Annotated in this window: 13 protein-coding genes; 7 read left to right on the top strand and 6 right to left on the bottom strand. The window is 38.9% G+C overall.

What is annotated here, in order from left to right:
- The first annotated feature begins 15 nt into the window (after positions 1-15).
- From G6554_RS13665 to G6554_RS13655, 3 genes are read left to right on the top strand one after another with little or no spacing between them, the layout of a single operon-like run.
- Positions 16-1,089 (top strand): GerAB/ArcD/ProY family transporter, encoded by a 1,074-nt coding sequence (locus G6554_RS13665; protein WP_166242735.1) that lies wholly within the window; start codon positions 16-18, stop codon positions 1,087-1,089.
- Positions 1,086-2,186, top strand: coding sequence for a Ger(x)C family spore germination protein (locus G6554_RS13660; RefSeq protein ID WP_166242733.1), 1,101 nt, complete (start codon positions 1,086-1,088; stop codon positions 2,184-2,186). Before G6554_RS13665 ends, G6554_RS13660 begins: the two co-directional genes overlap by 4 nt.
- 17 nt (positions 2,187-2,203) lie before the next feature.
- The gene (locus G6554_RS13655) at positions 2,204-2,899 is read left to right on the top strand and encodes a DUF421 domain-containing protein (protein ID WP_166242731.1); all 696 of its coding nucleotides are present in this window, start codon (positions 2,204-2,206) and stop codon (positions 2,897-2,899) included.
- 43 nt (positions 2,900-2,942) lie between these two features.
- On the opposite strand, the gene G6554_RS13650 is transcribed toward G6554_RS13655, so the two are convergent.
- Positions 2,943-4,124, bottom strand: coding sequence for a TIGR04053 family radical SAM/SPASM domain-containing protein (locus tag G6554_RS13650; protein ID WP_207627625.1), 1,182 nt, complete (start codon positions 4,122-4,124; stop codon positions 2,943-2,945).
- 350 nt (positions 4,125-4,474) lie between these two features.
- On the opposite strand from G6554_RS13650, the gene G6554_RS13645 reads away from it, so the two are divergent.
- The 3 genes from G6554_RS13645 (at position 4,475) to G6554_RS13635 (ending at position 7,178) form a co-directional block, all read left to right on the top strand.
- Positions 4,475-5,248, top strand: coding sequence for a C40 family peptidase (locus G6554_RS13645; RefSeq protein ID WP_166242729.1), 774 nt, complete (start codon positions 4,475-4,477; stop codon positions 5,246-5,248).
- 178 nt (positions 5,249-5,426) lie between these two features.
- Entirely contained in the window at positions 5,427-6,494 is a 1,068-nt protein-coding gene (locus G6554_RS13640) for an ATP-binding protein (RefSeq protein ID WP_166242727.1), read from the top strand.
- A gap of 54 nt (positions 6,495-6,548) precedes the next feature.
- On the top strand, positions 6,549-7,178 hold the full coding sequence (locus G6554_RS13635) for a TVP38/TMEM64 family protein (RefSeq protein WP_166242725.1): 630 nt from the start codon (positions 6,549-6,551) through the stop codon (positions 7,176-7,178).
- Here G6554_RS13635 and G6554_RS13630 read toward each other — a convergent pair.
- Entirely contained in the window at positions 7,171-7,521 is a 351-nt protein-coding gene (locus tag G6554_RS13630) for a hypothetical protein (protein WP_166242723.1), read from the bottom strand. The two genes, G6554_RS13635 and G6554_RS13630, sit on opposite strands and share 8 nt — an antisense overlap.
- Positions 7,522-7,907: 386 nt before the next feature.
- On the opposite strand from G6554_RS13630, the gene trhA reads away from it, so the two are divergent.
- Positions 7,908-8,555 carry a PAQR family membrane homeostasis protein TrhA gene (trhA, locus tag G6554_RS13625; protein WP_166242721.1) on the top strand — a complete coding sequence of 216 codons (648 nt, stop codon included), beginning with the start codon at positions 7,908-7,910 and terminating at the stop codon, positions 8,553-8,555.
- Here trhA and G6554_RS13620 read toward each other — a convergent pair.
- The 4 genes from G6554_RS13620 to G6554_RS13605 form a co-directional block, all read right to left on the bottom strand.
- Positions 8,541-9,911, bottom strand: coding sequence for an MFS transporter (locus tag G6554_RS13620; protein ID WP_166242719.1), 1,371 nt, complete (start codon positions 9,909-9,911; stop codon positions 8,541-8,543). The two genes, trhA and G6554_RS13620, sit on opposite strands and share 15 nt — an antisense overlap.
- Before the next feature lie 55 nt (positions 9,912-9,966).
- Complete coding sequence (locus G6554_RS13615) at positions 9,967-10,476, bottom strand: hypothetical protein (RefSeq protein WP_166242717.1); 510 nt, start codon at positions 10,474-10,476, stop codon at positions 9,967-9,969.
- Complete coding sequence (locus tag G6554_RS13610; protein WP_166242715.1) at positions 10,454-10,945, bottom strand: hypothetical protein; 492 nt, start codon at positions 10,943-10,945, stop codon at positions 10,454-10,456. Before G6554_RS13610 ends, G6554_RS13615 begins: the two co-directional genes overlap by 23 nt.
- A gap of 62 nt (positions 10,946-11,007) precedes the next feature.
- The gene (locus tag G6554_RS13605; RefSeq protein WP_166242713.1) at positions 11,008-12,552 is read right to left on the bottom strand and encodes a multicopper oxidase family protein; all 1,545 of its coding nucleotides are present in this window, start codon (positions 12,550-12,552) and stop codon (positions 11,008-11,010) included.
- Positions 12,553-12,571 lie beyond the last annotated feature (19 nt).

The raw sequence follows: 12,571 nt of genomic DNA, 5'->3' as shown, positions 1-12,571 counted from the left end.
AAGGAGGGGAGGCAGTTGAACCGCTATTATATCTATTTAGTGTTATTGAACATGCTAATCAACGTGATTATCTTTGTTCCCAAAATCCTCATTGAATATCGCTACGAAGGTGCGGTAATGGGTGTACTCATCGCCATTCCAATTGGTGTCGCTTTAAATTATTTTTATAGTAAAGCGATAAATAAGTTCCCGGAACAAGGCCTTCCCGAAATTTTAGCACACTCAAAACACAGATGGTTTAAAATACTTCATTTTGGCAGTATCCAATTAGTATGGTTTTCGGCAGGACTGATCACACTTGTTGGCTTTATTGATATTTTAGCAAGGTTTGTTAATCCGGAAATGCCCAAGTTGGGGTTACTTGTTATTTATTTGGCAGCGCTTTTTCTAATCATCCAGCTGCCTACCGAAAGAGTCATGTATTTCTTGGAAATTGTTTTATTTCTAAATACGCCATTAATTGGGTTTATTATTTTTAAGGCGTTTACAAATGAATACCTTATCTGGGATTCGATATTAGAGGTTGGTACATATATTTTCGTAAAACCTAGTTTAAAATCTATCGCCGCTGCTACCTATTGTTTTGCCGGTTATGCCAACCTCATTATTTTTAATCGAGTGATCAAGGGGAAGTTAAAAATATGGAACTTTATTGCCATTTTTATATTGGGGATATTTAATTTATTTACCACCTTCTTCATTCCAATTGGGTTTCACGGCTCAGATGGCGCCCAAGAATTTCTTTATCCGTGGATTTCAACCGCGGATTCACTTCGGCTGGTGTATAGTCCGATTGAACGGGTGATATTTCTATTTCTCATGTTTTATATGAGTATTTCACTAATGAGCATAGCCGTCCATTGGCATGTTGCCTATGAATTAATTAAGGGGACCTTTAAAGGAAAAATAACTAAAAAGAAAAATTGGATGATTCTTTCCACCATCACTTGTTGTTCGATTGTCGCAGTCATTTATTTCAATACAGTCCTATTAACCAAAATAACTGTTTATTGGATGATTTTTCGTCTAGGTATTGAAATAGTTGTTGTGGCGATTTTTTTCATTTGGGCTAGGAGGCGGACAGCATGAAATCCTTAAGCAAATGGAAATCCCTCGTCATCGTTCTTTTATCCGTATTATTATTAAACGGCTGTGGCTTTAAAGACATTGATAAGCGCCTTTTTGTTGTCGGTATCGGAGTGGACGTTGCTAAAAACAGTCCTAAAAAATATCTCATCAGCCTTAAATTTGCCATACCAAGTGAATCAAAGGGTACTAGTACAGAATCTATTATTGTTTCGGAAAAGGCTGATTCCATGTCTGAAGCTGTAAGAATAATAAAAACCAAAGTGGATAAGGAAATTGATTTCAGTCATGCTAAAGCCATTATGTTTGGGAAAGAGATTGTGATGCAAAAAGGAAATGCCGGAATTATTTATTGGTTGACACGAAGAAGAGATATTCAAGAAATTGCGTGGGTGGCCATTGGAAAACCCAGTGCATTGGATGTATTAAAAGTAAAGCTAAAATCCGAGCGCATTCCATCAAATGCTTTGTTCTTAGCATTGGGAAGGGAAGGATCAGAGACCCCGTATGTAATTTCGGAGTTTCTATTTGATCATAAGTATCGCTTAATTGAACGAGGAAAAGATCCGATGCTGCCAATCGTTGAAGCGAAAGAGGAATTACTGGAAATTAATACAATCGGCCTTTTTAATAAAAGTCAGATGAAGATGACGCTTAGCCCGGAAGAGACTAAAATCCTTAATTTTTTAAGAAAACGCGAGGAAAAGAGTGCGAATAAACTGACCAAAGGTGGGACAACAGTTGTTATTGACACGCACAAAGTGAAAACGAAGTATAAAATCATTACTCCTAAGGGAAGTACTCCCTATATTAAGGTAAAGGTTTCGATGGAAGGTACTTTGGAGGAAACAACCAGGCGTGTGCCCAATGCAAAATTGTCGGTCTTTGAAAAAGCGGCTGAAAAATCGTTAAACAAGGAAATTAAGGTTTTATTAGTAAAAATTCAAAAAGCCAACTTGGACCCGATTGGATTTGGCCTTCGTTACCGTTCCCGCCATTTTAATAAGGATGATTGGGAGCAGTGGCAACGGATATACCCTCAAATTAAATTTAAGGTCCAAACGAAAGTGCAAATAGAAGATACTGGTTTAATTGAATAGGGATTGGAGTCGTTTGAATGAATTTGATTGAAGTCTTTAGCAGAGCTGTCGGTGCCTTTGTCGTTCTCTTTCTCCTAACAAGGATTATGGGGAGAAAACAGATTTCGCAAATGACTTTTTTTAATTATGTTACAGGTATTTCGATTGGAACGATTGCTGGTGCCTTAACAGTCGATCCTAGTTTGAAAGTGTCTGTAGGGTTTGTCAGTCTTGTGACATGGTCGGGTTTAACCTTGCTAGTTGCATATATAGATTTAAAATCACGAAAGGCACGAAAGTTAATTGAAGGCGAACCCGTGATTTTGATAAAACAAGGAAAAGTATTAGAGCAGCAATTACAAAAACAGCGGTTAGATATGGATGAATTGCAACAGCTCCTTCGCAGCAAGAATGTCTTTTCGATTGCTGATGTTCATTATGCCATTTTAGAAACAAATGGCGAATTTTCTGTGCTGTTAAAAGAAGAAAAACAACCGATGAAACAAGGTAGGATACCATTTTCTAAGATGCAAAAACAAACAGCGATTCCAATCCAGCTCATTGCTGACGGAAAAATAATCGATGAGAACCTAAAGCAAATAAACGTAAATCGCAGTTGGATCGAGGAGCAGCTAATGGTGTCAGGCACAACGCTTTCAGAAGTGTTTTATGCAGAACTACAAGAGGATGGATCCTTGTATATTGATAACCGCACAGATCATTTCCTACAGTAAGAAAAGGCATTCCATAAATGTGGAATGCCTTTCTTAACTGATTTTATATTATTGTGTTGGATTCTTTCTTGCGCATTGACTGCGGAATATAAACGCAGAATGGTTCGCTTTCCAAATAGTCGCCGGTTACGGCATAGGTTCTCGAGCGGGACCCACCACAAATTTTATTATATTCGCAGACACCGCACTTTCCTTTATAGTGATCAGGCTGACGCAGTTCTTTAAAAACTTTCGCTTCACGGTAAATTTCTGCAAGCGGGGTATCCCGGATGTTTCCGCCAACAATGGGCAGTAACCCGCTTGGCATTACATCGCCAACATGTGATATGAATGCAAAACCGTTCCCGTCGTTTACCCCTTTTGGTGCCCGCTTTAAGCCATCGTGCATGGAAGCAAAGTCGGTTGTAATGGTATCCTCATAATGAATTTCGCCTTTTTCAATTAAATGGTCCCGTTGTTTTTGCTGCAGTACCACTCGGCGATAATGCTGTGCAGCGGTTGTTTTGATGTCATATGGCGCCGTTTTGCTTAGCTCATACAACCAGCGGAACACTTTCTCATGTTCAGCGGGTGTAATGCAGGCATCTAATTGGCCGCGGCCTGTTGGCACCAGTAAAAATATGTACCACATAACTGCTCCAAGCTCCGCAACAAGCTTGGACATTTCCTCCAACGAATCATAATTGTAACGCGAAATCACCGTGTTGATTTGCAGCGGCATTTCCAGTTCGTTTAAGTATTTAATTTTTTCAAGTGTTAAATGGAATGATCCAGGAGTTCCGCGGAAATGGTCGTGTATTTCCGGTGTTGGCCCATCAAGGCTAAAGCCCCAGCGTGAAAGACCGACATCTTTGGCGCGTTGCATCTTCTCGATCGTTACATTAGGAGTGGCGCTAGGTGTCATCGACACACGCATGCCCTTTTTGATGGCATAATCAGCAAGCTCGAAAAGATCCTCTCTCATCATGCAGTCCCCGCCAGTAAAGACAAGCATCGGATTATCCATTTCATAGATTTGATCAATTAAATTGATCCCCTCTTGATGTGAAAGCTCACGAGGATCTGGTGCCAGCTGGGCATCTGCCCGGCAATGAACACATTTTAATTGGCATGCTCTTGTCACCTCCCAAATTACGATGAATGGATTCACGTCATAATCAATTCCTGTACCCACACCATGTGGATGCCCCGTTGCATGGGGATGTCCCTTACTTATTCCTTCCATCTTCATCACCAAAATTCCTTATTATTTTTACCATATAAAAATTGTTGCTTTAGGTTCATTATAATTTTATGAGGATGGTATGGATGGATGTTTTGTTACAATATTTCTACATCCCCTTAACTATTACAATTTTGTTACAACATGATGAAATAATATTACTAGAATGTGGAGGAATCCGTGTCAAAATCGTGATAAGACTAAGTTTGGGTTACCTTTTCTCTTGTTACAATGGAGTCTATTATTCTAAAAGGTTGAAATTATTACCATGTAAACCATATCTTTGGTACTTTATCCAACTGGTGCTCTCCTTTATGATAGAAAGACAAAGAAAATAAGGAGTGTATTCATCTATGAAAAAACATCTACTCACAGTCGCGGCAACAGCCGGTATCCTGTTTACCTCGTTTAGCGGGTCGGCAAGTGCACATGAATTGAATTATAAAGTACAGTCGGGGGATACTCTTTGGAAAATCTCGCAAACAAACAACATATCAATTGCGGATTTGAAAAATTGGAATCACCTGTCAGGTGATACCATCTATGTGAATCAGAACCTATCATTACTAGCTCCCCATAGCCATGAACAAACACCTCCACAAACTGTCACAAGTACATATACTGTTAAGGCTGGTGATACCTTATATGGTCTTGCAAGATCAAATGGGATAACTGTAAATGAATTGAAGGGGCTAAATGGGTTAACCTCTGATATGATTTATGTGGGTCAGAAGCTGGTAGTAAAAGGAACAAGTGCTAATACTGCGGTATCGAAGGCTCAATTGGTCATGGATGAAGCAAAAAAGTATATCGGAACCCCTTATTTATGGGGCGGAAATACACCGTCTGGCTTTGATTGCAGCGGATTTACTAGCTTTGTATATAATAAAATTGGAATAGCCCTTCCACGAACAGCTGCAACTCAGTGGTCAGGACTTAAAGGAATCTCAACCCCAAATCCAGGAGATCTTGTTTTCTTCACCACTTATGCTTTAGGACCGTCCCACGTGGGGATTTACTTAGGTAACAATAAATTTATTCAGGCCGGGTCATCGGGTGTGTCGATTGCTGATATGACCAATTCTTATTGGAAGCCGAGATATTTAGGTGCTAGAACCGCATTTTAATAGGATAATAGATAAGTCTTTTATCGAAAGATAGAAGACTTTTCTGTCTATAGAAAAATCAGAAAATTAATACTTTAAGAAATGAGCTTTAAGCATTATACTTAATAAGGCAATGTCTTACACCTGCACAAAAATCCTCATAATTTGCTAAATGCCTGTAACTTTTTTGGAGGTTCAAATGTTTAATTTTACCCTATATAAAGAGATTTTCATTCAATCCAGAATTCCACAACTGATTGGTACTACTGATTTTTCCACTATACAATATAATCCTGCTTTTTGTGAGTTTCTTGGTTATTCATTCGAAGAAATATCATCGCTGCCTTTGGAAGCGGTGTCACATCCTGAAGACATGCTAATGGATGCACGACTTTTTGGAGAAATACTAGACGGAACAAGGGACGAATACCAGCTTGAAAAAAGGTATATTCATAAGTTAGGCGAGATTAAAACAGGTATCCTAACTGTATCAAGAATAAGGGAAAAATCGACTGGTGAGGAATTTTTACTTGGACAAGTCCTTGATATTACTGAGAAAAAACATATGGAGGAAGCGCTAAAACAGCGCGAGAAACAATTACAAAGGTCCGAAAAACTTGCAGTTGTTGGGCAAATGGCGGCAGCAGTTGCCCACGAAATTCGTAATCCCTTAACACCAATAAAAGGATTCATGCAGCTCTTACACGCAGAAAAAGAGCTAAATCCCGTCTACTTAAGGATTGTGTTAGATGAATTGCTACGAGTAGATACCATTATCTCTGAATTTTTATCGATGGCAAAGCCACATGCAGAAAAAACCATGATTGTCCATGTTGAAGGTTTAGTAAAACAAGTCATACAACGGTTCCAGTCTGAAGCACGAATGAAGAACAAAAAATTACATATCGAAAGCGAGCAACCCATTCAAGAAATTATCGGGGATCCGAATTCATTAAAACAGGTGTTTATGAATGTGATTCAAAATGCCCTTGAGGCGATATCCATCAATGGACGAATTCATGTACGGATCTTTTCAGATGATATCGGAGTAAATGTCCAGTTTTCTGATAATGGATGTGGCATTCCAAAAGAAAGGCTGTCGAAGCTCGGAGAACCTTTTTATTCCACAAAGGAAAAGGGGACAGGTCTTGGTTTAATGACATGCTTTCGCATCGTTGAAAGCCATAATGGAAAAATCAATATTGAAAGTGTACAAGGGGAAGGAACCACTGTGACTATTTGGCTGCCTTATGATTTGTCTGAATAACGGAATACCGTTAGGATCACGATTGACTAACCATATTCGTGAAGGGAGCAGCAGATGTTTAAGAGAATTAGTAGTTTAGGTATCTTATTAATCATTATTGCCGTTGGCCTTTTTCAAAAGGATGAGTTGCTTTACCTGGTCAAGCAGGGTGGAACCTTATCCGCCTTCATTAGCATGATGCTAGTTGCCATTTGTGTGTTTTTTCCAATCCTCCCCTTTCCCATATTAGCGGGGATTATTGGGGCGGTATTTGGTGCAACAAAGGGAGTATGTATTTCTTTAGCAGGTGCCATGATTGGAACAATGGGATTCTTCCTTTTAAGTAGATATGGTTTCCGCGATTTGGCAGAGGAGAAACTAATTAAATACCCAAAAGTTCAAGAATATGAGGAATTTCTACATCGAAACTCTTTTATTGCGATTCTTGGTTGTCGATTAATCCCGATCATTCCGGCACCCGTTGTTAATATTATTTGTGGGTTAAGCCGCGTCAAATGGCTGACTTTTTTCATTGCATCAACACTAGGGAAAATCCCTAATATCTTGATTTTATCCTACGCAGGTTCAATGTTTAGTACAAATAAACTTTATACATTTGGGATCTATGGCTGCTACCTATTACTCATTTTCTTGATTAATTTTGTGATGATCTATCGAAAATCTGCTCAAAATTCTGTTAAATAACCTTTTGGACATTCAAATCGTTCTGTTTTTCCACCATGATGATTTCCTTGAAATAGCTTTTTAAGATGAGCCATTTGGCGGGATAGGTGTAAATAAAATCCTCCAATGTTTGAAGCGAGTAATAAATAAAACAATCAAACCCGCTTTTTTCTTTTTTTAAATCGTATAAAAGTGCGTGAGGAATTGTGTAATATTCATTTAACTGGTAGGGGTTGAGTTTTACAATTTGAATATTTTGGCTGGATAGATAGTTTTTTATTGACTGTTCCTGGAGTGAAATACTTTCTTCCCTAGTGAGTCCATTTATACCGATGCGATCATTAATAAAATAAATTCCCTTCATTTCATCCACCCTCTCAAAACAATAATTGCTATTGTTATTGACAGAGTTAAGGATATGTATACTTGATAGGAGGAATTGGCAGCAAAAAAAGTGCCCGGACTAATTAGCCGGGCATTTTCCAATTCTATATTAAAAGGGGGCGGAGGTTCAGGTTCTTCGTGAACCTATTTATATAATAATGGAAAAATATGAACAAACTATGAAGGAAAGGTTAATAGTTTGAGAAAGATGGCTAATTCAGAGGGGGATTGGTCTTTTGGGTTTTACATGATAAATGTCCATTGTTCCCGCTCTATAATCATGGTACCTTAATGAATATCGTTCATATTAAATAGGAATTCTATTACATGAATACGTCCGTCAGATAGTGAAAGGGGTAGTATAGTATGGCAGCAACACATATATTTTCAAAGCAAGAGGAAGTGGCTAATTCGATTACACATGGAATTGGCGCAGTACTTAGCATATCTGCTTTAGTTATTTTAATCGTTTTTTCTTCGTTATACGGCACCACTTGGCATGTTGTGAGTTTTACGATCTTTGGCGTAACGATGTTTATTCTCTATATGTCGTCCACTATGCTTCACAGTTTACCTAAGGGTAAGGCGAAGGATATTTTTGAAATATTTGATCATTCGTCCATTTATTTTTTTATTGCCGGAACATACACCCCGTTTTTAGTAATCGTCATTAAAGGATCAATGGGCTGGTCACTGTTTGGGATCGTTTGGGGTCTCGCGATGGCTGGCACCGTTTTTAAATGTTTTTTTGTAAAAAAATATCTTTTCACTTCAACAGTTCTCTATGTTGTTATGGGCTGGCTAATTGTCCTTGCTTGGAAACCGTTAGTACACAATCTCTCCCCTGAAGGAATGATTTACCTATTTATTGGTGGTGCGCTATATACACTTGGAGCTATTTTTTACGTTTGGCGCGGTTTTAGATATCATCACGCCGTCTGGCATCTTTTCGTGATGGCCGGCAGTGCAGTACACTTCTTTTGTGTGTTATTTTATGTACTACCGATAAAATAACTTCCCGAATTTCATCTCTTCCCGAGAAAACCAGAGGCTCATTAAAAAACTGATAATTCCTGTTACGATTAATACTCCGCCGATGACTTTCATGTGATCGGCAGAAACCCCCGCCCCAAAGACTAACCCCAATATGATCGAGGATAAAATAGAGCCTAAATATCTGCATGTTTGAAACAGACCTGAAGTTGTTCCAATTATCTCTTTAGGACTCTCTTTCAACATTGCAACTTGAAGGACTACATTTCCGATTCCATAGCTTAAACCCAGTATGGATAAGCTGACCCCAATGATTAGATAAGAGGCATTGACGAAAAAAAGTGTAAAAATCAGTGCTCCAATAATCGAAATAAACGAGCCAATCATAATCGGTCGGTTTACTCCCGCACGATCTATCCATTTTCCCGAAACAGTTGAAATAAGGATACTAACACCAGACATAAATAACATTAATAGTCCACTATGCTCTACACTTAACCCCAACACCTCTTGAAAATAGCTGGGAAGCCCGAAGAATAAACAATAGAAAAAAATGTTTAAAAAGATAAACTGGATATATACCATCGATAGTCTTGGATGTGATTTGAAGATCCGAATATCGATAAACGGTTCAGTTACTCTCAACTCCCGCCAGGCAAACAAAACAAAAAATAGAATACCTATAATGCCGGAAAGAACATGAATGTTCGTTTCAAACGATAATAGAAACCATAGAAAGAAGACCATTCCCGCAGCGAAAAATAAAATCCCGAGAAAATCAAGATTGAAAAAAAGTGCTTTCATGTGTGCTTTATCTTGCTTAACGTCCTTCGGAAACATAATCCAACCTAATAGAAAACTAATGATAATAAACGGGAAATTCACCAAAAAAATAGCTGGCCAGCCTCCCCAAACAATGGAAAACCCGCCAATTGTCGGACCAAGTGCCACCATCGCCGAGGCAAAAATCGAAAGGACAGCTAACGCAGAAGCCTGCCTGTCTTTTATATTGTCCCGTATTAACGCCATCCCCGATGGATAAATGGCGCTACTGCCAATGGATTGAATCATTCTCATCACAAGTAACATTAAAAAGGAAGTCGATAGTGGTGCACCAAAGGCAGAAATTGCGACCAGCACAAGCCCTGATAAAAAGGTCTTTTTTCGCCCGAAAATATCACCAATTTTCCCTGTAACTGGCTGTGCCACTGCACTAGCTAAATAAAAGCTGGAAATCAACCAGGATACAGTTGTAAAGGAAAGCCCGAAATCCTTTTGAATACTATGTAGTGCAAGGGCGATCATCGAAGAGTTAAGCGGATTTAACATCGTTCCGGAAGCTACTGCCGTTAAAAATAGAGATCGATTTTTCTTCATAAATTAACATTCCTTTGGAAATATCAGATACAGGTAAGTGTCCCCAAAACACACTTTAATTATGGTTCCTTGGTTTGATTTTGAAGAATTTCAGATATAACAAAAGTAGAAGACTTTCTACGAAAAAGTAGACCGGTATAGAGTAGAAGAGTTTATAGCCATTTTTGTACTGAAAGATACCTACCTTAACACACATCCATTCTAGAAGAATGGCCATTAGAGACCAAATGATAATATAGATCACTGTGGCCTGCCCTTTTATATAAAGCTTTTCATAAAAATAAATGAAAATATATCCAAAGGGTGCATACATAGTATACGATAATAAATCGAACAACGAGTAGCCAGGGGAATCACCAACATCGTAGAGGTCAAGGGGCGGGACAGCCAGGGTATGGTCAAAAACCAAACCTAAATAGGGCCCCATGAGCAGAAAGAATAACGTGGTTAGAAGCGGGTACATCTTTGGTAGAAAATAAATAAGACCCAATCCACCAATAATCATACCAATAACAAACCATTCATTTCCATTAAAATGATGATCATAATGGTGATGGGTCATCATACCTATTTTTCTCCTTCAAGTAGATTTTCATTAACAAAACTTTGATAAGAATCGAAAAGGCCATCATCCCTAAACAAAATAGACCCAAATAGAAGATGGACCAGTGATTTTTATGTTCAAAACCAAAATCAAACAATGAATGGCCCATTACCACTAAAAGAAGCCATATGACTAAAGCGATAACGATTCTATTACCTGCTCGTTTTGTTGAATAAAATAAATTAATAAATAGCAGCAGCAAACCGGGAAGGATACTATCTCGAAAAACAATATCTGTAATAAATCCGACAGGGCTTCTACTCGCTGTAAACCATTCTAAGGTAAATGAGAAAATAGTATAAAAATTAATATGGACAATCTGGATAATGAGAAAAAGAATGATATTAACTCTCGCAGGCAGCTTATTGTTTAGTGAAAAGAAAACGGATAAAACCAACCAGGCAATGACCAAAAAAATAACAAGTCCCATAATCTCCATCCTAATCCTATCGTGGTAGATTTATCATTCCCAACCTTGTGAAAGTTTAACAATCATTCGTTTGGCGGAAGGACTTGATATGGCCGCATCATTTCATAATCCTCGTGTTCTAACATGTGGCAATGCCAAACATATTGACCAGTAAAGGGGAAAAACGGGATGATAATACTGGTAACATGACCTGGTGGGCATCTGACTGTATCCTTCCAACCGCGCTCACTTATCTCAGAATGGATCCCAGGCCCCGTGTACCTCAACTGCTTCGTTTTTTTATAATAATCCACATCGAAGGGGCGTCTTTCTAAAATTTGAAATTGAACGAGATGGATGTGAATGGGGTGATCGTCGCCATTCGTGTTAACAAAATTCCATCTTTCTATTGTGCTGTGACGCGGATTCTCCGTAATGGGGTCATCCCACATTTTTTTATCAAGTAGAAATAGGGATCTACCGAATTGATCCTTTTCCTCGCTTAATTCCAGGTATCTTTGCTTTTGGACGGAATTAGCCCGCAGCCAGTTAATCTGGCGCAAATAGGCGGGGATCATGCTCGTATCGATGCTTGATAGCGGCTTCGTTACCCGAAATTCCATGACGACCCCGGTTGTTTCAGGATTAGCAGGATCACCAATTGGAAAGTGCGTCCGAGCATCATTTTTTAAAATAACTGATTTCCCGTCCATATTTGAAAAATCAATGATAAGGTCCAGACGTTCTGCGGGTGCGAGTAATAACGATGAAATACCAATCGGTCGTTCCAGAAATCCGCTATCCGTGCCAATTTGAAAAAATAATTGCCCGGAATCTAGTGTTAGTCGAAAAAAGCGGGCATTTGCACCATTTAATAGGCGAAAGCGATATTTCCTCGGTTCCACCTCAAAAAATGGCCATACCTTTCCATTAACAACAATCATGTCACCAAAAAATGAGGTAATGATGGATGGGATGATACCGGAGGAATTGTTTTCCGGCTGATTTGGATACGACAATGAGCCATTATCGTGTAATGTTCGATCTTGCAGTAATAATGGGACATCAAAAGGACCGCTAGGAAGATTTAATGAACGTTCGTGGCGGTCCCTAATCAAATAAAACCCGGCAAGTCCGGCATATATATTTAATCGTGTCAACCCAATCGCATGATCATGATACCAAAGTGTGCGTGCATTTTGTTGATTACCATATTCATAAATTTCTTTTTCGAAGAAAGGGCCTTTTTCAGCAAAACCGTGCGTGAACCATGCATCAGGATAACCATCGCTCGCTGGCTCTGTTCTGCCCCCATGGAGATGGACAACCGTCCGAACATCCGGTTTTTCCTTTTCAGCGCCATGGACTGTATGATCAATCGGGAATAAATGTTTGTCTGGCAGCTCGTTTTTCCATTGAACAAATACTCTTTCTCCTGACTCTACTTCTATTGTCGGTCCCGGATAGATTCCGTCATATCCCCAGATGGTGGTATTCGGTAAATCACTATGGATTGATTGCTTCGTTTCCTTCATGATTACTTCATAATACGTATAGTCTCCCGATTTCCACTTTGGTTTTAAAACAGGAGGAATAGGTAGTGGATCTTTAAATTTTACCAATTTCATGATGAACGCCCCTTTAAGA

Origin of the sequence: Bacillus sp. MM2020_4 (assembly GCF_011250555.1) — a bacterium.
GTDB lineage: Bacteria > Bacillota > Bacilli > Bacillales > Cytobacillaceae > Neobacillus.
The sequence above is the reverse complement of the archived record's forward strand: the minus strand, read 5'-3'. Positions and strand labels throughout refer to the sequence as shown.

Coding starts and splice junctions, on each gene's coding strand:
- G6554_RS13635 (WP_166242725.1), top strand. CDS start 6,549: ATGTTTAAGAGAATTAGTAGTTTAGGTATCTTATTAATCATTATTGCC.
- G6554_RS13645 (WP_166242729.1), top strand. CDS start 4,475: ATGAAAAAACATCTACTCACAGTCGCGGCAACAGCCGGTATCCTGTTT.
- G6554_RS13620 (WP_166242719.1), bottom strand. CDS start 9,911: ATGAAGAAAAATCGATCTCTATTTTTAACGGCAGTAGCTTCCGGAACG.
- G6554_RS13630 (WP_166242723.1), bottom strand. CDS start 7,521: ATGAAGGGAATTTATTTTATTAATGATCGCATCGGTATAAATGGACTC.
- G6554_RS13615 (WP_166242717.1), bottom strand. CDS start 10,476: ATGATGACCCATCACCATTATGATCATCATTTTAATGGAAATGAATGG.
- G6554_RS13655 (WP_166242731.1), top strand. CDS start 2,204: ATGAATTTGATTGAAGTCTTTAGCAGAGCTGTCGGTGCCTTTGTCGTT.
- G6554_RS13650 (WP_207627625.1), bottom strand. CDS start 4,124: ATGGAAGGAATAAGTAAGGGACATCCCCATGCAACGGGGCATCCACAT.
- trhA (WP_166242721.1), top strand. CDS start 7,908: ATGGCAGCAACACATATATTTTCAAAGCAAGAGGAAGTGGCTAATTCG.
- G6554_RS13640 (WP_166242727.1), top strand. CDS start 5,427: ATGTTTAATTTTACCCTATATAAAGAGATTTTCATTCAATCCAGAATT.
- G6554_RS13660 (WP_166242733.1), top strand. CDS start 1,086: ATGAAATCCTTAAGCAAATGGAAATCCCTCGTCATCGTTCTTTTATCC.
- G6554_RS13605 (WP_166242713.1), bottom strand. CDS start 12,552: ATGAAATTGGTAAAATTTAAAGATCCACTACCTATTCCTCCTGTTTTA.
- G6554_RS13610 (WP_166242715.1), bottom strand. CDS start 10,945: ATGGGACTTGTTATTTTTTTGGTCATTGCCTGGTTGGTTTTATCCGTT.